The sequence below is a fragment of the Pandoraea aquatica genome (assembly GCF_902459565.1).
Taxonomy (GTDB): domain Bacteria; phylum Pseudomonadota; class Gammaproteobacteria; order Burkholderiales; family Burkholderiaceae; genus Pandoraea; species Pandoraea aquatica.
Genome location: NZ_CABPSN010000014.1, coordinates 1 through 19,474 on the forward strand (window position 1 = coordinate 1; position 19,474 = coordinate 19,474).

At 64.0% G+C, this 19,474-nt stretch carries 16 protein-coding genes and 1 pseudogene; 8 read left to right on the forward strand and 9 right to left on the reverse strand.

The window, feature by feature from the left end; genetic code table 11:
- Nucleotides 1-85 precede the first annotated feature (85 nt).
- Together PAQ31011_RS25985 and PAQ31011_RS26820 are read right to left on the reverse strand one after the other, a co-directional pair.
- A complete protein-coding gene (locus PAQ31011_RS25985) occupies nt 86-2,533 on the reverse strand; it encodes a penicillin acylase family protein (protein WP_150578515.1) in 2,448 nt (815 codons plus the stop codon).
- Between the two features lie 272 nt (nt 2,534-2,805).
- Nucleotides 2,806-2,958: a hypothetical protein gene (locus PAQ31011_RS26820; protein WP_174990272.1), complete on the reverse strand. Its 153-nt coding sequence runs from the start codon at nt 2,956-2,958 to the stop codon at nt 2,806-2,808.
- On the opposite strand from PAQ31011_RS26820, the pseudogene PAQ31011_RS26590 reads away from it, so the two are divergent.
- Nucleotides 2,894-3,172: pseudogene (locus PAQ31011_RS26590) on the forward strand (GtrA family protein); the annotation flags it as partial. The gene PAQ31011_RS26820 and the pseudogene PAQ31011_RS26590 sit on opposite strands and share 65 nt — an antisense overlap.
- On the opposite strand, the gene PAQ31011_RS25995 reads toward PAQ31011_RS26590, so the two are convergent.
- The 3 genes from PAQ31011_RS25995 to PAQ31011_RS26005 form a co-directional block, all read right to left on the reverse strand.
- Nucleotides 3,117-4,319, reverse strand: coding sequence for a glycosyltransferase family 2 protein (locus tag PAQ31011_RS25995; RefSeq protein ID WP_174990273.1), 1,203 nt, complete (start codon nt 4,317-4,319; stop codon nt 3,117-3,119). The pseudogene PAQ31011_RS26590 and the gene PAQ31011_RS25995 overlap by 56 nt on opposite strands.
- Nucleotides 4,320-4,324: 5 nt before the next feature.
- On the reverse strand, nt 4,325-5,671 hold the full coding sequence (locus PAQ31011_RS26000; protein ID WP_150578517.1) for a glycosyltransferase family 87 protein: 1,347 nt from the start codon (nt 5,669-5,671) through the stop codon (nt 4,325-4,327).
- A 182-nt stretch (nt 5,672-5,853) separates the two neighbouring features.
- Nucleotides 5,854-7,359, reverse strand: coding sequence for an SLC13 family permease (locus tag PAQ31011_RS26005; protein ID WP_150578518.1), 1,506 nt, complete (start codon nt 7,357-7,359; stop codon nt 5,854-5,856).
- Between the two features lie 70 nt (nt 7,360-7,429).
- Here PAQ31011_RS26005 and PAQ31011_RS26010 point away from each other — a divergent pair, with 70 nt between their 5' ends.
- Nucleotides 7,430-8,098: a GntR family transcriptional regulator gene (locus tag PAQ31011_RS26010; RefSeq protein WP_174990274.1), complete on the forward strand. Its 669-nt coding sequence runs from the start codon at nt 7,430-7,432 to the stop codon at nt 8,096-8,098.
- Nucleotides 8,095-8,535, forward strand: a complete 441-nt coding sequence (locus PAQ31011_RS26015; RefSeq protein WP_150578520.1) for a GNAT family N-acetyltransferase — start codon at nt 8,095-8,097, stop codon at nt 8,533-8,535. Before PAQ31011_RS26010 ends, PAQ31011_RS26015 begins: the two co-directional genes overlap by 4 nt.
- Nucleotides 8,536-9,048: 513 nt before the next feature.
- Here the strand turns inward: PAQ31011_RS26015 and ychF are convergent.
- From ychF to PAQ31011_RS26030, 3 genes are all read right to left on the reverse strand, one after another.
- Nucleotides 9,049-10,143, reverse strand: a complete 1,095-nt coding sequence (ychF, locus tag PAQ31011_RS26020; RefSeq protein WP_150578521.1) for a redox-regulated ATPase YchF — start codon at nt 10,141-10,143, stop codon at nt 9,049-9,051.
- 156 nt (nt 10,144-10,299) lie between these two features.
- Nucleotides 10,300-11,169 (reverse strand): KPN_02809 family neutral zinc metallopeptidase, encoded by an 870-nt coding sequence (gene ypfJ, locus PAQ31011_RS26025; protein WP_150578522.1) that lies wholly within the window; start codon nt 11,167-11,169, stop codon nt 10,300-10,302.
- Between the two features lie 189 nt (nt 11,170-11,358).
- On the reverse strand, nt 11,359-12,480 hold the full coding sequence (locus PAQ31011_RS26030) for a Kelch repeat-containing protein (protein ID WP_174990275.1): 1,122 nt from the start codon (nt 12,478-12,480) through the stop codon (nt 11,359-11,361).
- A gap of 268 nt (nt 12,481-12,748) precedes the next feature.
- Here PAQ31011_RS26030 and PAQ31011_RS26035 point away from each other — a divergent pair, with 268 nt between their 5' ends.
- The 3 genes from PAQ31011_RS26035 (at nt 12,749) to PAQ31011_RS26045 (ending at nt 16,644) form a co-directional block, all read left to right on the forward strand.
- Complete coding sequence (locus tag PAQ31011_RS26035; protein ID WP_150578524.1) at nt 12,749-13,924, forward strand: UbiH/UbiF family hydroxylase; 1,176 nt, start codon at nt 12,749-12,751, stop codon at nt 13,922-13,924.
- An 86-nt stretch (nt 13,925-14,010) separates the two neighbouring features.
- On the forward strand, nt 14,011-14,775 hold the full coding sequence (locus PAQ31011_RS26040) for a DsbC family protein (protein WP_150578525.1): 765 nt from the start codon (nt 14,011-14,013) through the stop codon (nt 14,773-14,775).
- A gap of 45 nt (nt 14,776-14,820) precedes the next feature.
- Nucleotides 14,821-16,644: a M61 family metallopeptidase gene (locus tag PAQ31011_RS26045; RefSeq protein WP_150578526.1), complete on the forward strand. Its 1,824-nt coding sequence runs from the start codon at nt 14,821-14,823 to the stop codon at nt 16,642-16,644.
- A gap of 67 nt (nt 16,645-16,711) precedes the next feature.
- Here the strand turns inward: PAQ31011_RS26045 and PAQ31011_RS26050 are convergent, their stop codons facing one another.
- Nucleotides 16,712-17,650, reverse strand: coding sequence for a LysR family transcriptional regulator (locus PAQ31011_RS26050; protein ID WP_150578527.1), 939 nt, complete (start codon nt 17,648-17,650; stop codon nt 16,712-16,714).
- Between the two features lie 265 nt (nt 17,651-17,915).
- Here PAQ31011_RS26050 and PAQ31011_RS26055 point away from each other — a divergent pair, with 265 nt between their 5' ends.
- Both PAQ31011_RS26055 and PAQ31011_RS26060 read left to right on the forward strand, forming a co-directional pair.
- Nucleotides 17,916-18,515 (forward strand): FMN-dependent NADH-azoreductase, encoded by a 600-nt coding sequence (locus PAQ31011_RS26055; RefSeq protein ID WP_150578528.1) that lies wholly within the window; start codon nt 17,916-17,918, stop codon nt 18,513-18,515.
- Between the two features lie 43 nt (nt 18,516-18,558).
- Complete coding sequence (locus tag PAQ31011_RS26060; RefSeq protein ID WP_150578529.1) at nt 18,559-19,464, forward strand: pirin-like C-terminal cupin domain-containing protein; 906 nt, start codon at nt 18,559-18,561, stop codon at nt 19,462-19,464.
- Nucleotides 19,465-19,474: the final 10 nt, after the last annotated feature.

A 19,474-nucleotide genomic window follows, 5' to 3' on the forward strand; every position in this document is an offset into this window, starting at 1 on the left:
ATCAACGACAGCGCATCAACGACAGCGCATCAACGACAGCGCATCAACGACAGCGCATCAACGACAGCGCATCAACGACAGCGCATCAACGCGACGTCTCCGGCACGAGATGCAGACGCGACTCTGTCGCCGCTTCTACTGCCTCGCGTGAGTACGGCAGCTTGAAGTACTCGCCATCAAGCCACTTCTGCGCCAGATCGCGATAGTGCGGGCTGTCGGGGTTGCCCGATTCCCCCGGCAAGTTCATCGCACGCGTGTTGTCCCAGTTCCCCACGTCGACCACGATCCGGAACGACGGCCCGTTCGTCTGACGGAAATCGCTCACGCGATACGTCGACTGGTTCGGCGTGAACGGACTGCCGCCCTTCGGCAACGGACCGACGTTGAGCTTGGCGCGCATGTCGGCGTCCACGGCGTCGGCGAGCGGGTGGGCATTCAGGTTCGTCTGGAGCTTGCCCCACTGCCACGCGCCAGGGTCAGTGCCTTGCAGTTTGACCATCTCGTCCCACGCATCGCCAAGGCTCGCGAGCAGTACGGCATCGCGTTTGGCCGCAGCGTTCTCGCCGAAGCGGGCGGCGGGTTGTTCGAGGGCGTCCAGCATCGAGGCCGGGTCGGGCGCACCGAACGTGTCGGCTGCGGCCTTCGGCAGCACCGCGTTCTTATAGGCGCGACCCAGATGACGGCTGAACCAGACCTCTTCCAGCGCAGCCTGCGCCGAGTCCGCGCCCATGTGCGCGTCCCATCCCTTCAGGAGATTGAGCGCCGAAGACGTGCGCGGATCGTTACTCGACAGCGGTGCGAGCAGCGCCATCAGACGCCGCGCCGGAATCGACACGATGTCGTTCTGCAACTGCTCCGAGTCTTCCAGCGAGACCTTGTCCTTCGCCTTCAGGACTTCGTCGATGCGTGCGTGCCGTGACCCGTTCGTCCACTCGAAGCCGAGCTTGCGCTGTGCATACGGATATCCCGCAGGCATGTTCATTTCGTTGGACGTCGTGAAGTAACCGCTCGTCGGGTTGTACGCGGACGGCAACTGATCGCGACGCCAGAAGCCTGCCCACTCATAGCGTCCGTCGCCGGGCACGGGCATCAGGCCGTCCCAGTTCGGTCGAATCGGTGCCATGCCGCTCGGTACCCAGCCGATGTTGCCCGAGGTGTCCGCGTACACCTGATTGACGGTCGGCGCGCCCCATGTGTCGAGCGCTGTCTGGAATTGGGCGTAGGTTTTCGCACGCATGTAGCGCATGGCGTCGAAGTACGGCGACATGCCCGGCTCCAGCCACGCGGTACGCACCGCGTAGGCGCGATGCTTCGCGGCGTCCACATAAATCACCGGGCCGTGCTTCGTAAACTTGAGATCGGTCTGCACCGGTGCGCCGTCGCGGACGTCGATCGTCTCGTGCACGGTGCGCATCGGCACCCACTTGCCGCGGTAACGGTACTGGTCGGGGTTGGCCGGATTGAGTTCGTAGACGTAGAGATCTTCCTGATCGATGTTGAAGATCGTGAGACCGAAGGCGATGGTGCCGTTGTGTCCGATAGCGACGCCGGGAATCGCGGGCTCGCCCGCGCCGATCAGGTTCAGTGTGGGGGTGCTGACCTGCACGATGTAACGCAGACTCGGCGCGGCATAAGCGCGGTGCGGATCGTTGGCCATGATGGCGCGACCGGTGGCCGACTTTTGCGGCGAGACGACCCAGTTGTTGCTGCCTTCCGCCGATTCGGTGGAGACGTCGTAAGGACCGTTCTCGGCGAGCTGGACGATGTCGGCGTTGGCGTGTTGCAGCGAATCCTTCGTGATCTTCACGCCCTGCGTGGCGAGGTCGAAGACTTTGAGCAGATCGTCGGGCAGGCAGGGATCGAGTCCATCAGGCACCTGCGTCTTCCACGTGGGTTGCAGACCGACACGCACACTGTCGGCGTCGAGCGATGCGCGGCACACGACCTTGGCGCGCGCCACTTCGCTCTTGAGGTTGCGCGTGAGGCCGTGGCTGCGAATGCGCACAATGTCCTCGGCCGACCATTTAGCCGGCCAGTAGCCGACCTTGCGGAACTCGTACGGCATCTGATCGGGGTTGCGCGCGAGCCAGTCGATGTACGCGTTCACCCCGGCGGCGAACGCTTCTGCTGCCGGTTTCGCGTCGGGGCCGTAGCGACGCCACTCCGTCGCCATATCGCCCCGGTAGACGAAACGTCTCGCCGCATCGTCCTGCGCCACGTACGCGCGGCCGAACACTTCGGAGAGTTGGCCGAGCCCGCGGCGACGCCAGAGGTCGATCTGGAACAGACGATCGCGCGCGGCATTGAAACCTTGCACGAAGAAGCCGTCGCGCTCATTGGCCGCGAAAATATGCGGCACGCCGTTGCGATCGATCAGAATGTCGGCGGGTTGCGACAGTCCGGCAACGGTCAGCGTTTGCGAGGGAGATGAGGCGGATGATGCCGTAGCATCGGCAGCATGCAGGGACGCGCTCCACGTCGTGACGGCAAAGGCCAGCGCACCGGCGGCGTGAATGGCATTGGGGCGTTGCATTGTCTTCCTCCTGTTATTGGACGGCTTCTTGTTGTTGCGACATCTCACGTGGCATAGCTCGCGGAATACCTCGCAATCCTAGACGTCTCGTTCAGGTGCGCAACCCGAATTGCTCGGAAATGGCATAAATTCTTAATCGTCCAACCCTGACGGGCACATGCGCCGATGTTGCACTGCAAACTATTTGCAGGTTGAAGTGCTTGTGCTGGTATCGTCAGGCGAACCGCCTTCGTCGTCTTCCTCAGTGAGTCAGTCCCGATGCCGGATTTGCGTCAGACATCTTCCGACAGACGTGCGCCTGTAACGCGCGCGCAACGCTGGCGTGCGTCGCCATTCATGCGCACGCTGCTCGTGCCGCTCATGCGTTTCGGGGTCTCGGGGGTGATTTCGACGGCCGTGCACGTGATCGTGGCGATCACGCTCATCGAAGCGTTCGGCGTAGGTTCGGTGCCCGCAAACGCGGTGGCGTTTTGCGTGGCGACGCCATGCTCCTATCTGCTCAATACGCTATGGAGCTTTTCGGCGCGCGTGCATCGCACGAGTCTCGCGCGATTTCTGCCGGTGTCGATCTTCGGTTTGCTGCTCACGACATGCGTCGCACGAACGGTCGAGCACCTTGGCGGGAACCACTGGATCGGAATCGCGGCCGTGGTGCTGACTGTGCCGCCGACGACTTTCCTGCTTCACCGTTACTGGACATATCGAGGCGCGTGATCTTGCCAGAGAGATGGCGCCCACCCGAGCGCGCCGGCAGGTGACTGATCTTGACGCTGGATTGATAGCGTCGCCGTACGAGATAGAGCGGCCGTCCCTTCGATTCGTAATAGATGCGTCCCACGTATTCGCCGATGACGCCGATGCCGACCAGCTGAATGCCGCCGAGAAACAAGATACCGACGAGCAGCGACGCATAACCGGGCACGTCTACACCGTGAATGATGGTGCGCAGCGCGATGTAGCTACCGTAGGCGAGTGAGAGCAGCGCGAGAGAGACGCCGATGTACGTCCAGCATCGCAACGGGACCGTGCTGAAACTGGTGATGCCTTCGATCGCGAAATTCCACAACCGCCAGCCGGAGAACTTCGACTCCCCGGCGGTGCGAGGATCGCGCACGTACTCCACGATTTCCGTATGGAAGCCGACCCACGCGAACAGACCCTTCATGAAGCGGCGGCGCTCGGGCAGTCGTTTGATGGCGGTCACGACGCGCCGGTCCATCAACCGGAAATCGCCGACGTTCTCCGGCAACTTCACCTCCGACAGCCGGTTATGAACGCGGTAATACAATCCCGCCGCCACGCGTTTTGCGACGGTGTCGCTCGCGCGATTGGTGCGCTTGGCGAGCACGACTTCAGCGCCGTCGCGCCAGCGTTCGATCATCACGGGAATGAGCGCGGGCGGGTCCTGAAGATCGGCGTCGATGGGGATGACCGCATCGCCCTGCGCTTCGTCGATACCCGCGCTCAGGGCGGCTTCCTTTCCGAAGTTACGCGTGAAATCGATGATGCGGATGCGTGCGTCGGCACGTCGCAAAGCAAGCAGGCAACTGAGCGTGTCATCGGTGCTGCCGTCGTTCACGCACACGATCTCGAAGCGCGCGTTGGGCACGCTGTCGAGGACGGCGACGACGGCCCGGTAGAACTTGTCGAGCGCAGGGGCTTCGTTGTGGCACGGCACGACGAGGGAGATGAGTGGCGTGCCTGAAGTGCCCGACGCGCCTGATGTCCCGCGATGCGCGGTCGGCGAGTGGGAGATATCGGTACGGGGAGCGGCGGCGCGGGGCATGGCGATTACCTCGTGAACGCGGGCGTGGTGTCCGTGCGGGGTGCGCGGGCAGTGGCGGGGCGGTCGTCTCCCGACGACGTTGCGTCGTTGCCGTGATGGACGTCGGGCACGTGGGCGAGGCGACGGCGGCGTCGCCACAGCATCGCGAGTGTGCCGAGCGTGATGAACGGCAGGAACTGGAAACCGATCTGCAACGAGCCGAGCAGACCGAGCGCGGGCGTGATCCACAGCAGCACGAGCCATTCGCGCTCGCCGCGCAACCAGCCGCGTGCGATGCCGTCGCGCACGTACCACGCGATGACGAGCGCGAGCAGCGTGAGGTCGTAGTCGTAGAGGTACGGACTGACGAGCGTTGTTGCGCACACGAGGGTTGCCGCACGCAGGGCAAAGACGCCCGGACGCCGCCAGAAGTCGATCAGCACCGCGACCGTGCACAGCGCGATCACCCCGTGCACGATGGCCGCCACTTCGACGGAAGCGCCGAGCATGCGCGCCGTGATGAAGAACGTCGGCACGCGTGCGATCTGCGCCGTCCCGTTGACGATGCTCTGCCGCGCGAACTCCGAGGCGTGCAGGAAGGTCGCGTAGACATCGATGCCGAAGACTGCGGCGGCTAGCACCGTTGTACCGATCACCGTCGCGATGCATGCGCCGAGCGCGCGCCACTCGCGGGCGCAGAGGAAGGCCAGCGGGAAGAGCAGGGCGACATGCGGTTTGACGAAGAGCAGGCCCGCGAACACACCGGCCCACACCGGGCGTTTGCGCAGCATAACCAGAGAGAAGCCCGCGAGTGCGGTGGTGTAGAGCGCGATTTGTCCGGCGATGATCACCAGTAGCACGCCGGGGAAGCCTAGCGTCGGGAAGCGCGCGCCCGGCCACGGGGCGGTGCGTCGCAATGCGGCGTAGTAGAGCCCGAGGCCGACGCAGGCATACAACGTGTACGCGTAGGTGAACGGCAGGAGCGCGATCGGCGCGAGGAACACCATCATCACCGGCGGGTAGAGCCACGGGAGTACGCCGCCGATCTTGTCTGCCCACGGTTGTTCGGCGATCTGCACCTTCGTCATCAGATCGACGTTATAGGCGTCGAGCGCATGCCCTTGCAGTACGAAGTGCGACGCGCCCCAGAACGGCAGGAAGTCGAGACCGATGGGGCTGATGGTCGGGGTCGCGCTCCATGCATATCGGTATCCCCAGATGCCGAGCACGGCGAGCGCAAGCACGATGGCCGCCACGCTGTACAGACGAATGCGCGCCGGGTCTTCCGACCAGTGGCGTCGCGCGCGTGGCCGGCTGGATGCGACTTCGGCGACATTAGTGACGTTAGCGACGGCGGACGGCTTCGATGTCATGCAAGGTCCTCCCCCTGGCTGCATGAAACGGCGTTGCTCTATTGCGCTTCTACGATTTATTGATATTAGACGAGCCGTTCTCCGAAAGGATCAATGCGCACTATCCTGAGTAGCCAGCGTACGTCCGATGGTATCCCGCCGGGGATATCGCAAACCAGCGTTTGAAATAAAACCTCGGAATGTTAGGACTCGAAGAGGTGAATGAGACCGATGGCTTGCCACCACAGTGCGGTGAGCGGCACGACGGTGACGAGGGCGACGACGGCGGTCGCCAGGCAATAGCGCGTGGCATCTCGAATGCCGATGCCCGCCAGCGCCATCGCCAGCACAAGGGGGGGCGCTTGGTACGGTAGCGCGATGGTCGAGATGCCGACGGTCTGCGCGAGCAACACCGCCTTCACACTCAATGGTGCGCCCAGCGCGAGCGCAGGGACGAGGGGGGTGTAGAGCGCTGGTGCCGCGTTTGAGGTGACGAGGAACGTCAGCGCGATCGACAGCGCGACCAGTGTCAGAAATGCGGGCATCGTCGACATCTGCGCCAGATCGAGTCGTGCCAACACTGGACGCAAGGCGCTCGCTAGTCCCGCATGATCGACGGCAGCCGTCAGTCCGATGATCGCCGCCACGAACCACAACGGGGCGAGTTTGACCTGTTTGAGGAAGGCGTCCGGATTCACCAGTCGCAGCGGTCCGAGACACAGCAGCGCCACGCCAAGCCCCACCCAGCCTGCCGCGATGTGATGCCACGGTTCTGTGAGCCACAGTGCGAGCATCAGCGTGAGCGCGCCGAGCAGGCGCTTTTCGTCGGGGCGCATCGGGGTGTCCGCCACGGTTGACGTGTCCGTGCGCCCGCTGCCGAGCGTCGTCAGGCGATCCGGGAAGAGGCGGCTCGCCACGATCACGAGCACGATGCCGCGTGCGATGGCCAGTGTCGGCACCAGCGCCACGGCGTACTCGCCATAGCCGAGACGCAGACCGAGCACGGTTTCGGCCGTGCCCGCCATGACGAGATTGGGCAGATTGGCCGGAAGGATCGCCGTCGACAACTCGCAACTGGCGAGCGCGGTGGCGAGCATCAGACCGGTGCGTCCCGGGCGGCCCTGCACGAGACCGACACGGTCGCAAAAGCTCAGCACGATGGGCGTGAGAATGGCGATGCGCCCGAGCGTCGAGGGCATGACGATGCCCAGCGCGAACGCGATACCGACGAACCCCGCGAGCGCGAGACCGTACGCGTGACCGCAATGATCGGCGAGCCGGGAAGCGACCCGTTCGCCAAGCCCGGTGACGCTCAGGGACATACCGATGACCGCGCCGCTGAAGACCAGCCAGAACGCGCTCGATGTGAACCCCGAGAAGACGACGGTCGCGCCGAGCGAGGTGCACGTGGCCAGCAGGAACATCAACAGAAGCGAGACGAGGAAGTCCGGCAACCAGCCCGTCGCCCAGTAGCTCAGGCAGAGCAGAACGATGACGGCCACGGCGAGCGTGTCGTCACGCAGGCCGACGGCGTACAGCGCGAATCCGACGAGCAAGCTGATCGTGACCAACAACCCGTGTCGCCAGAGGTGGCTGGGATGAAAGGCGTCCGACGTAGAGACGGCGGAGTTCGAAGGGCCGACGGACGAGACAGCCGGGGGATGGAGGTTGGGCCGGTCGGGTGTCGGCGAGGGGCTGGCAGAAGTCATGGACGTCACCTGTCATCAAATAATATATAATTTTATTCAATTATATATAGTTAACGGAAGGAGCCAGTCAATGCGCCAGTTGATGCGGCCGGAAGCGGGCACGGGCACGGCGGTTGAGCGAACGTATGAGGCGTTGCGAGAGCAGATCGGACGTGGCGAGTTGAAGCCGGGTGAGGCGTTGCGTCAGGACCATCTCGCGGCGGCGCTCGGGGTTAGTCACGTGCCGGTGCGCGAGGCGCTGACGATGCTCGCGTCGGACGGGCTGGCCACGAGCCGGACGAATCGCGGCACGGTCGTGACGGCGCTCACGGAAGACGACGCGCTCGAACTGGCCGACTTTCGTGCGTTGCTGGAAGGGCGTCTGATGGCGCTGGCGATGCCGAATCTGTCGCGCGCGGATCTGACGCGGGCTCGGGCTGCGCTGGATGCGCTGGAGGCGGCCACCGATCTGACGGACATCGTCACGCGTAACGCGGCCTTCCACGGCATGCTGTATGCGAAAGCGGAGCGTCCGTACTTTCAGCGGGCGGTGGCAACGGCGCGACTGAATCTCGGCCGTTATCTGTTCCTGACGTGGCAGCAGAAGGGCAACGCGACGCGCTCGCACGACGAGCATCGCGAGTTGCTGCGTCTGTGTGAGGCGGGTGACGATGCCGGTGCCGTAGCGCTGGTGCAGGCCCACAACCGCGCGACGGGTGAACAGATCGCGCGCATCATCCGCGAAGGGTGGGAGGGATGACAGGGCGCCCGATCGTCATTGCGCCCGCGACGCCGAACGACGTCCCGACGCTTGCCCGCATTTACTACGAAGTCCGTCTTGCGACGATGACGTGGGTCGATCCGTCGATGTACCTGACGGATGATTTCGCCTCGCACGCGGCGGGCGAAGACGTCCTGACCGCGAAATCTCTAGACGGCCAAATCCTCGGTTTCATCTCCGTCTGGCCTGCCGACGACTTCATCCACATGCTCTACGTCGAACCGTCGTCCCAAGGTCACGGTGTCGGCACGCGTCTGCTGCAAGCGCTCCCCGATTGGCCAACCCGCCGCTATTCGCTCAAATGCCTGATCCGAAACACGCGAGCGAAGACGTTCTACGAACGCCGCGGCTTTCGTGTGGTCGGCAGCGGTGTGTCGGAGGAGGGGGAGTATGAGGAGATGGCGAATGTGGTTTGAACAGAATTTCGCACCGCGCACATTCTGATAATTCTAGTTTGCTGTTCGTGAGCGACTTCGCTCTTTGCAACGCTCGACGGGGTTTGCTGAGCAATAGACGGTCCCGCCATTTCTTCCCTGAAGCAACCAAGCCGACTCCTGTCGCCATACTTCGCGTTCAGTGTTTTGAACAAGCGCGATTTCTAGCGTAGCTCTTTGGAGTTGGCATGAAGCCGAAGGAAATGAATAGCAGTAAGCGAAGGTGGGTCACTGACAACGACGAGGCACTTGCCTTGCTGCACATACTGGCGTGTGGGGAGCAGGAAGTCGCGATGGGCAAGGTTGTATCGTTAAGTGAAGTTTCTCTTCGACTTAGGAATGCGGTGCGAAAGAATGTTGCGGATCGACGCGCGACGAACGCACGCAGGTAAGAACGCGCAATTGGCGCGGCTTGAATCCGCGCTTTCCAACACCCCAAAACAAAACACCCCAGCACATCGGCTGGGGTGTTTGTCGTTTTGGCAGACGGTGGCGTCAGACGTTGAACAGGAAGTTCATCACGTCGCCGTCGTGCACCACGTATTCCTTGCCTTCGGCGCGCATCTTGCCGGCTTCCTTCGCGCCTTGTTCACCCTTGTACTGGATGTAGTCGTCGAAGGCGATGGTCTGCGCGCGAATGAAGCCGCGCTCGAAGTCGGTGTGGATCACGCCGGCCGCTTGCGGTGCCGTGTCGCCCACGTGGATCGTCCAGGCCCGCACTTCCTTCACACCTGCCGTGAAGTACGTCTGCAAGCCGAGCAGCTTGAAGCCCGCACGGATCACGCGGTCAAGGCCCGGCTCGTCCATGCCCATGTCGGCCAGGAACTCGGCCTTGTCGGCATCGTCCATGTCGCCGATTTCGGCTTCGATAGCAGCACACACCGCCACGACCGGCGCGTTCTCGGCTTCAGCGTACTTGCGCACCGCTTCCAGATGCGGGTTGTTCTCGAAACCGTCGTCCTTCACGTTGGCGACGTACATCGTCGGCTTGGCCGTGATCAGGCAGAACGGCTTGATGAGCGCCAGTTCGTCTTCGGAGAGCTTGAGCGAGCGCACCGGACGGGCTTCGTTCAGCACCGGCACCACCTTCTCCAGCACCGCCACGAGCTTCGCCGCTTCCTTGTCGTTGCCCGACTTGGCCGCCTTCGTATAGCGTTGCAGCGCCTTCTCGACGGTGCCCAGGTCAGCCAGCGCCAGTTCGGTGTTGATGACTTCGATGTCCGAAATCGGATTCACCTTGCCCGCGACGTGGATGACGTTCTCGTCTTCGAAGCAGCGCACGACGTGCGTGATGGCGTCCGTTTCGCGGATGTTGGCGAGGAACTGGTTGCCCAGACCTTCACCCTTCGAGGCACCGGCCACCAGACCGGCGATGTCCACGAATTCGACCGTCGCCGGCATGATGCGCTCGGGCTTCACGATCTCGGCAAGCTTGCCCAGACGCGGGTCCGGCACTTCCACCACGCCGACGTTCGGCTCGATGGTGCAGAACGGGTAGTTTTCGGCCGCAATGCCCGCTTTGGTCAGCGCGTTGAAAAGGGTCGACTTGCCGACGTTGGGCAAACCGACGATGCCGCATTTGAGGCTCATGCTAAATCCTGTGTGGCTTGGTAAATGCGCGCCGTCAAATGCACCGGAGATGCCGGCTAACCGGCCAGTGCGGCCAGTGATTGCGTCGCGGAAAGTCCGCTATTGTACCCGTTCTGCCGCCAAAAGCGCCTGAACGGGACGCCCGCCGACATCGGCTCAGCTCAGTTGCTTGGCCGAAAACGTGTCGCACTTGCGCATGTCGCCCGTTTGCAGCCCCTGACGCAGCCAGTACACCCGCTGCGCACTCGTGCCGTGGGTGAACGACTCCGGCACCACGCGTCCCTGCGACTGCTGTTGCAGACGGTCGTCGCCGATGGCGGCTGCCGCCTTCAGGCCTTGTTCGGCGTCGCCCGGCTCAAGCAACTGGTCGTTCGCCTTGGCCGCGTTGGCCGCCCAGACACCCGCGAAGCAGTCCGCCTGCAACTCCAGCCGCACCGACAGCGCGTTCGCCTGCGCTTCGCTCACGCGGCGGCGCGTCTCGTCGAACTTCTGGGAGATGCCGAGCAGATTCTGGATGTGGTGGCCGACTTCGTGCGCGATGACGTACGCCTGCGCGAAATCGCCGCCCGCGCCGAAACGTTGCCGCAGCTCGTCGTAGAACTGCAAGTCGATGTACACCTTGCTGTCGCCCGGACAGTAGAACGGGCCCATCGCCGTCTGGCCGGTGCCGCACGCCGTGGGCGTCGCGCCCGAGAACAGCACCAGCTTCGGCGGCACGTACTGACGGTTGATTTGCTGCGGGAAGACCGTCGTCCAGGTGCGCTCGATGTTGCCGAGCACCTTGCGGGTGAAAACAGCTTTCGGGTCGTTGATCTGCGCTTGCGTGGGCGCAGATTGGGGCTGGGACTGCGTCTGCCCCTGAATCATCTGCGAGCCCTGAATGATGACGCGCGGGTCGATCCCGAAGAAGTAGGAGGCGGCGAGGGCGACCACGATCGTGCCGATGCCGATGGTCGTACGTCCGCCAAATCCACCGCCTCGGCGGTCTTCGACGTTCTGGCTTTCTTGTTCGTTGTCGAGGCGCACGGTGTCGGGCTCCGCATGAGATATGTCTGAATCGGCGCGGGCGGCGGACGCCGCCTCGCTTCGATTGGGAGTATAGCAACGGCGCGACGGCGCATTCAGACCTTCCCGACGTGAGGGGACGGCACCGCAGTGGCTTCCCCTGAACGGTGTTTCCCGTTGCCCTTTACGCTCGCTCCCGCCCGCTTCCGCCTACTCCCGGTACAACTCCGCCGTATTGATCGGGAAGGGGTGGCTGACTGGCAACATTCCGCCCACGATGAGCACTTCTCCGGTGTCCAGCGCCGTTGCCGCGTGCGCGAATCGCCCCTGAAGCAGATCGGCACCGACGGTCCACTGGCCGGTCTGCGGATCGTAAAGCTCAGTGACCCGGGCCGACACCGGCGACGCCGTGCTGGCGCTCCCGACGACCAGCACCCGTCCGGAAGGCAGCACCGTCGCCGTGTGGCCTTTGCGGCCGTAGGTCAGCTCGGCCGCCGTTTCCCACCGGTTCGTAGCGGGGTCATAGACTTGCGATGACGCGTGTCCCTGTTCGAACGGTGCCAGCGCCCCCCCGACGATGAGCACCTTGCCAGATGCCAGCAACGTCGCCGTGTGCTGCATGCGGGCATACGGCAGCGGGGCGGCATCGATCCACACGTCGCGCGACGGGTCGTATAGCTCGGCGCTATCGGTCGCCGCCTGATCGGACGCGCCGGGATACCCGCCGACGACCAGTACCATCCCGGACGGCAGCACGGTCGCCGTGTGGTTCATGCGCGCGTGATGCATGGGTGCCGCCGGCCGCCAGGTGGCGTTCGTCGCGTTGTAGATCTCGGCGGCGCTCAGTACCTGTCCCTGCTCGTCCTGAAGATTGTTACCTCCGCATACCAGGAGCTTGCCGTCTTTCAGCGTCACGCCGCTGTGCGAGAAGCGGGGCGTGGCCATGGGGGCGACGGCCGTCCACTGGCCGGTCACCGTGTCGTAACGCTCCACACTGCGTTGAGAGCCAATGCCGTTGTCGCCGCCAACGACCAGCAGATCGCCCGAAGTCAGCACCGCCACGCAGTGCCCGCTTCGACGGCTGAGCATCGGTGCCAGCATTCCCCATCGGTGCGTGTCGGGCAGGTAGATTTCGGCCGTATCGAGAACGGCGTTGACCGTACCCCGCAGGCTCCGTTGCGTTGTATCCAATGCCGCGAGGTCGTTGACGCCACCGGTCACGACCACTCGCCCATCCGCCATGCGGGTTGCGCAATGATTGGACCGTGCATGTGTCATGGGACCGGTTTCGACAACGTCGTCGGCGTGATCGGAGATGTTTGACAGTGACATGATGTAAGCCCCCATTTCGTAACTGGCCCAGTTGCCCAGTGATATTTCGAACGAAGCAACGGATCGTCGGATGCCGTTCGCACCGCAACGTCCCCCCACGCTAGCGCGCAGGCTATCGACCAACAACTGTCATCCTTGACAGTTGCGCGTGACGGTCGGACTGCGACGGGCCGTCGCGTCGTGCACCCGGCGTCACGGCGCATGCGACAATACGGCTTCTCGACATGAACACGGATCGTGCGCGCCCTGTCGCCGCCGATTGCCTCGCATGCCCCAAACTCTGACCCACGACACAGTCGTCGTCGGTGGCGGTCTGGTCGGAAAGGCCGCCGCCTTGCTCCTTTCTCAGGCGCGCCTGTCCGTCGCGCTGCTCGCGCAACCCGCAGCCCCCGCGCCGACGGGCGGTGACATGTGGGACGCTCGCATCTACTCCCTGTCGTCCAGCTCGCAAGCGCTTTTTGAGCGCATGCGCGTGTGGCAGGCCGTCGATCCGGCACGCGTCAATCCCGTCTATGACATGGAAGTGTTCGGCGACGAGCGCGGCAGTCTGCATTTCTCCGCCTATCAGGCCGCAGTACCGCAACTCGCCTGGATCGCCGAATCGTCGAATCTGGAACGCGCGCTGGACGCCGCCCTGCGTTTTTCCCCGCAAGTGCAATGGCTCGACGCCCGCGCCGAAGCGCTCGAAGTCGACGCCGCCGCTGCATCGGTGCGTCTGTCGGATGGCAAGACGTTGCGGACCTCGCTGGTGGTCGGCGCCGATGGTGCGCACTCGTGGGTGCGCAGCACGGCAGGCCTCGACGGCACGGTGCGTCCTTACGAGCAACTGGGCGTTGTGTGTAACTTCCGCGCAGAACGTCCGCACCGCGATACCGCATTCCAGTGGTTCCACGACGGCGAGATCATCGCGTTGTTGCCGCTGCCCGATCAGCACGTCTCGCTGGTCTGGTCCGCGGCCGACGATCACGCGAAGCATCTGCTTGCGCTTGATCCCAAAGAACTCGCACAACGCGTCGGAACGTTCTCTAACAGTGAACTTGGTCAACTAACGCCTGTCTCAGCGCGCGCTCAGGGTTTCCCGCTTGTACTGGCGCAAGCCAAGCGTCTGATCGCGCAGCGCGTGGCACTGATCGGCGACGCGGCGCACGTGGTGCATCCGCTCGCCGGACAGGGCATGAACCTCGGTTTGCGCGACGTGGCGTCGCTCGGCGACGCGCTCGCCGGACGCGAATCGTTCCGCGACTGTGGCGACGCTGCGGTACTGCGTCGTTACGAGCGCGCTCGCAAGGAAGACATCGGCAGCATGGCGTTCACGACGGACGGCCTGCATAAGCTGTTCTCGACGAGCAGCCCGCTTGCGAAGTTCGTTCGCAACGCGGGTCTCGACAGCGTGAACATGCTGCCCTTCGTCAAGAAATTCCTGATCGGCCGCGCCCTGGGCTGACCCTTCGGCGCAAGCGCCGGCAACGCCTGCTTCATGCGTGGCACGCCGGTCGCGCCTCTCGATCGTCACATTTCTGGAGATATTCGATGTTGCAACGTTATCGCGCCGCGGCGTCCGCCGGATTGGTTCTCGCCGCCGTCTGCGCAGCCACCATCACGACGTCCGCCGTCGCGCAAAACAAGCCCGACGCAACCCTCGACCGTGTGAAGGCCGCCGTGCAGAAGACGCTCGGTGCCGATGCGCCGGTCAAAGCGGTAGCGCGCACGCCGATCCCCGGCCTCTTCGAAGTGTCCGTCGGTGGCGAGATCATCTATGCCGATGAGAAGGCGCAGTACGTGATTCTCGGCGGCAATCTGGTCGACACGAAAACGCGTCAGAACCTGACCGAAGCGCGTCAGTCGGAACTCAACAAGGTCGACTTCGCCAAGCTGCCGTTTGAGCGCGCGTTCAAGTACGTGAAGGGCAACGGTAGCCGCAAGATCGCTGTCTTCTCCGATCCGAACTGCCCGTACTGCAAGCGCTTCGAAGAAACGCTCAAGGGCTCGAAGATCGACAACATCACCGTCTACACCTTCCTGTACCCGGTGCTCGGCGAGGACTCGGACAAGAAGTCGAAGGCCATCTGGTGCGCGCCCGATCAGTTGAAGGCGTGGCATGACTGGATGCTCGACAAGAAGGCGCCGCCGACCCCGACGGCCAAGTGCGACGACAAGCCCGTCAAGGACAACTTCGCGCTGGGTCATCAGCTCAACATCACCGGCACGCCGACGATCATCCTGTCCGACGGCCGCCGTCTGCCGGGGGCCGTGCCCGCCGAAGAACTGGAAAAGGCGCTGGCTACGGTCAAGTAAGTTACCGCCCGCTCGCCCCCTCCGAGAACAAGAAGCCGCTCACTCATGAAAGCCACGTCTGCACCGTCTGCCCCGTCTGCCATTAGGTACGCGATCGTTCCGAAGTCGCCCGCCGCCCATCTGTTCGAAGTGACCGTCACGGTCTCGAATCCCGCGCCCGACGGCCAGCGTTTCACGCTGCCGGCGTGGATTCCGGGCAGCTACATGGTGCGCGAGTTCGCCCGCAACATCGTGACCATCGGCGCGACGTGCCGGGGTCGCAAGATCGCGCTCGACAAGCTCGACAAGCACACGTGGCAGGCCGCGCCCTGCAAGGGCACGCTGATCGTGACGTATGAGGTGTACGCGTGGGATCTGTCGGTGCGCGCCGCGCATCTGGACGACACGCACGGCTTCTTCAACGGCACCAGCGTGTTCCTGCGCGTGGAAGGGCAGGAACACGCGCCGTGCGAGGTCGACGTGTTGCGCCCGCGCGGTGCCGCGTTCAAAGCGTGGCGGGTCGCCACGGCGCTGGCGCCGGCAGAAGGCACGGCGGCGCTCGACTTCGGACGCTATCTGGCCGTGGATTACGACGAACTCATCGATTCGCCGGTCGAGATGGGGACGTTCGTGCACGGCACGTTCAAGGCCTGCGGCGTGACGCACGAAGTCGCCATCACCGGGCCGGTGCCGAACCTCGATCTGGATCGTCTGCTGCGCGATATGAAGAAGATCTGCGAAGCGCAGATCCGTCTGTTCGAGCCGGGCGCAAGTTCGCGCTCGCGCGTGCCGATGTCGCGCTACGTTTTCCTGCTGATGACAGTCGGCGACGGCTACGGTGGGCTGGAGCACCGCGCATCCACCGCGCTGCTCGCGAGCCGTAACGACTTGCCGGTGCAGGGGCAGGCGCGCATGAGCGACGCGTATCGCGGCTTCCTCGGACTGGTGAGCCACGAGTACTTCCACACGTGGAACGTCAAACGCATCAAGCCAGCGGTGTTCGCGCCGTACACGCTGGATCAGGAGAATTACACGCGCCTGCTGTGGCTGTTCGAGGGCTTCACGTCGTATTACGACGATCTGATGCTCGTGCGCAGCGGTGTGATCGCCCCGAAGGACTATTACGAACTCGTGGCGAAGACGGTCGCGAACGTGCTGCGCGGCAGTGGCCGTCTCAAGCAGACGGTGGCCGAGAGTTCGTTCGATGCGTGGACGAAGTACTACCGTCAGGACGAAAACGCGCCGAACGCCATCGTCAGCTATTACACGAAGGGCTCGCTCGTGGCGCTGGCGCTGGATCTGACGATCCGTGCGCAGACACGCGGCCAGAAGTCGCTCGACGACGTGATGCGTGCGCTGTGGCAACGCTACGGCCGCGACTTCTATCGCGGCACGCCCGAGGGGATTGCGGAAGACGCCGTTCAGCCGTTCTTCGAAACGGTCTCGGGTCTCGATCTGTCGGAGTTCTTCGCGACGGCTATCAACGGCACGCGCGACTTGCCGCTGGCGACGCTGTTGGCGCGTGTCGGTCTGACGCTCGAACCGGTGACGCCGGAAAACGGTCGTCCTGGCATGGGTGTGAAGACGGGCAAGCGCGGCGACGAGGTCACGCTGGCGCAGGTGCTCGACGGCGGCGCGGCGCAAGCGGCGGGTCTGTCGGCCGGTGACTCGCTGGTCGCCATCGACGGCTTGCGTGTGACGTCGGGCAATCTCGACAAGCTGCTGGAGCGCTATCGTCCGGGCGACCGGGTGACGCTGCATGCGTTCCGTCGCGACGAGTTGCGCGAGACGTCGCTCACGCTCGATGCGCCGGAGGTCTCGCAGTACCGCATCACCGAAACACGCGATCGCGCCAGCGCGCAGCGACGCGAGAAGTGGCTGACGGCCTGAGCGGCCGTCGATCCTTCCCTGTGATCGTCCCGCGCCCGTTTCTTAGCGCGGGATTTCAACGTCGCCCTCAGCTCTGTGCCGGACCCGGCACCGACGGGTCGCGATTCTCCTCCGGACACGTTCGTGCCACCGCGAGCATGTGCTCGATGAACGCCTGCGTCTTGCGCGGCAGGAAGCGTCGCGACGGCGTGACCAGATGGACCGAACTCTCGGGCAACGACCAGTCGGGCAGGACCTTCACGAGGCGTCCGGACTTGAGCGCGTCTTCCGCAAGAATGTCCGTAAGCGCGGCGATGCCGCTGCCTGCGAGCGCCATCTCCTTGACCATCCCCATGCTGTTGGCTTGAATCGCCCCGTGCATGGTGATGTCGACGCGTTGACGCCCCTTGTGCAGCGTGTCGGAGTTGAACAGACGTCGCGCGCCTTGCAGGATGATGAAGCGATGGCCCTCCAGTTCGTCCGGGCTGCCCGGCAGCCCCGTCGCGGTGAGATAAAGCGGGCTCGCGTAAAGGCTGCGGGTGAGCTTGAGGAGCGGGCGCGCCACCAGAGTGGAATCGGAAAGCTGACCGGCGCGAATGGCGACGTCGACGCGTTCGGCAATCAGATCGACGTGACGCGAACTCAGGTCCACGTCGACAGTGATTTCGGGGAATGCCGCGCAGAAGGTCGCGAGCGGCACGGCAAGCCATTGCGTGGCGAAGTCGGCCGGCGCGGTGATGCGCAGACGGCCGCGTGGCTTGCTCGACATCTGTGACGCGAAGTCCCGCGTCTCTTCCACCTCTTCGAGAATCGGCAGGCAGCGCTCGTAATACGCTTCGCCGACTTCGGTCAGTTCCAGCCGGCGCGTGGTCTTGTGGAGCAGCTTCGTGCCGAGGCGCGCTTCGAGCCGCGACAGACGCCGACTCACGGTCGCCTTGGGCAGATCGAGCCGCTCGCCGGCCCGCGTGATGCTGCCCGAGCGCACGACCTCCGCGAAGATCAGCATGTCATTCAGATCGTCAATCATCGCGCGCTCCCTGTGACGCGGTCATTCGGTATGAAGACGCGCCAGGATGCAGCGAAATGTCCAGGGTTGCCCCTCAATGCTGCGGCGCTTCTTCATTGTTCCAAAATAGGAACAAACAATTCGATTTTACCGGCTTGTTTCATTTTTGGGGGTAACTAGAATTCATCCCAAGCCGACGTGCAATTCAAGGCGACCCCAAACCGGGGGCCTGGCGCGAACGGATTTACGAACTTTCGGGAACACCCCCGGCTCTGGAGCCAGTGACATGACCACCATTCTGCAAATCAATTCCGCCGCCCGCTCGCAAGGCGCTAACTCGACCACGCTCGCTAACGAATCCGTGGCGCAACTCGTTGCCAAGAACCCGGGCGCGAAGGTCATTGTGCGCGACCTGCTCGCCGATGGCGTGCCCCACCTCGACGAAGCTGTGATCGGCGCGTTCTTCACGCCGGAAGAGCAACGTTCGGACGAACAAAAGGCCATCATCGCCCGCAGCGACGAACTGATCGCTGAAATCCAGTCCGCCGACACCATCGTCTTCGGCGTGCCGCTGTACAACTTCCAGGTGCCGACGCAACTGAAGGCGTACTTCGACTGGATCGCCCGTGCCCGCGTGACCTTCCGTTATCGCGAAGACGGCACCGTGGAAGGCCTGATTCAGGGCAAGAAGGTGATCGTGGCGTTCGCGCGCGGCGGCAACTACAAGGACACGCCGGCCGACAGCCAGACCCCGTACATCAAGACGATTCTTGGCTTCCTCGGCATGACGGACGTGACGTTCATCTACGCCGAAGGCCTCGCACGTGGTCCGGAATCGGCGGCTGCCGCATTCGCCGGTGCCCGCGAAGCCATCGCCGCGCTGTAATCGTCGAATCGCTGTTGCTTCTCCCGCACGCGCAGGTTCCCCCATGGCCAATCCGACGCCCCTGCATCCGCGTCTGACCAAGCGCCCGGCCGCCCATGCCGGTGCGAACGCCATCCCGCGCGTGCTTCCCGTCTCCCGTCCCGGCCGATGTGCGGCTGCGGCGGGGGCGGGTGTTTTCGATCAGGTCGAGCACACGGACCCGTTCCTGTCGATCGACCTCTTCCGTCGTTACGGCGCGTGCATTCCGCCGCATCCGCATGCCGGGTGTGTGGTGGCGACGTATCTCTTTCCCGAATCCACGACGTCGCTGCGCTGCCGTCACGCGCAGGGGGGCGACGACACGCTGCATCCCGGCGATCTGCTCTGGCTGGAAACGAATTGCGGCACGGTGCATGAAGACGTTCCGGAGAACGCATGCGCTTCGGTGCGCGGCGTGCGCATGGTCGTCAATCGTGCTGGACAGCATCCGCATGGCGCACCGGTGCAGACGGTCGTGCGCGCCGAGGCGATGCCGCGCTGGCGCGAGGGCGACGTCGAACTGACGTTGATCTGTGGACGTTGGGCGGAACACGCGGTGGAGCGCAACGACGGTGGTTGCACGACGCTGCTGCAACTCGACTGGCACGCCGACGCCGTTCGGACCCTCGACATTCCGTGCGATGGCCGCCGTTGGGTCGCGTTGATCGCGCAGGGTGATGCGGCGGTGGCCGGACACCCCTTACGTGCGGAAGGCAGCGTTCAGGCGTTGCTGTTACCGCCCGGCACATGGCAACTGGCGGGACGCAGCGGCGCACGACTGATGCTCGCCGGCGGCGAGCCGCTGGACGCCCCCGTGGTCTATCGCGGTAACTTCGCCGCACGCGACGAAGCCGATCTGGTCGGGCTCACGCGCCGCTATCAGCAAGGCGCGATGGGCGTGCTCACGCCCGTTTGCGTCGAGTCGAAGTAACTACTGCCTA

Bases quoted from the DNA above. Each gene is read 5' to 3' on its own strand.
- PAQ31011_RS25985 (WP_150578515.1), bottom strand. From the start codon at position 2,533: ATGCAACGCCCCAATGCCATTCACGCCGCCGGTGCGCTGGCCTTTGCC.
- PAQ31011_RS26820 (WP_174990272.1), bottom strand. From the start codon at position 2,958: ATGAGCGTGATCGCCACGATCACGTGCACGGCCGTCGAAATCACCCCC.
- PAQ31011_RS25995 (WP_174990273.1), bottom strand. From the start codon at position 4,319: ATGCCCCGCGCCGCCGCTCCCCGTACCGATATCTCCCACTCGCCGACC.
- PAQ31011_RS26000 (WP_150578517.1), bottom strand. From the start codon at position 5,671: ATGACATCGAAGCCGTCCGCCGTCGCTAACGTCACTAATGTCGCCGAA.
- PAQ31011_RS26005 (WP_150578518.1), bottom strand. From the start codon at position 7,359: ATGACTTCTGCCAGCCCCTCGCCGACACCCGACCGGCCCAACCTCCAT.
- PAQ31011_RS26010 (WP_174990274.1), top strand. From the start codon at position 7,430: ATGCGCCAGTTGATGCGGCCGGAAGCGGGCACGGGCACGGCGGTTGAG.
- PAQ31011_RS26015 (WP_150578520.1), top strand. From the start codon at position 8,095: ATGACAGGGCGCCCGATCGTCATTGCGCCCGCGACGCCGAACGACGTC.
- ychF (WP_150578521.1), bottom strand. From the start codon at position 10,143: ATGAGCCTCAAATGCGGCATCGTCGGTTTGCCCAACGTCGGCAAGTCG.
- PAQ31011_RS26030 (WP_174990275.1), bottom strand. From the start codon at position 12,480: ATGTCACTGTCAAACATCTCCGATCACGCCGACGACGTTGTCGAAACC.
- PAQ31011_RS26035 (WP_150578524.1), top strand. From the start codon at position 12,749: ATGCCCCAAACTCTGACCCACGACACAGTCGTCGTCGGTGGCGGTCTG.
- PAQ31011_RS26040 (WP_150578525.1), top strand. From the start codon at position 14,011: ATGTTGCAACGTTATCGCGCCGCGGCGTCCGCCGGATTGGTTCTCGCC.
- PAQ31011_RS26045 (WP_150578526.1), top strand. From the start codon at position 14,821: ATGAAAGCCACGTCTGCACCGTCTGCCCCGTCTGCCATTAGGTACGCG.
- PAQ31011_RS26050 (WP_150578527.1), bottom strand. From the start codon at position 17,650: ATGATTGACGATCTGAATGACATGCTGATCTTCGCGGAGGTCGTGCGC.
- PAQ31011_RS26055 (WP_150578528.1), top strand. From the start codon at position 17,916: ATGACCACCATTCTGCAAATCAATTCCGCCGCCCGCTCGCAAGGCGCT.
- PAQ31011_RS26060 (WP_150578529.1), top strand. From the start codon at position 18,559: ATGGCCAATCCGACGCCCCTGCATCCGCGTCTGACCAAGCGCCCGGCC.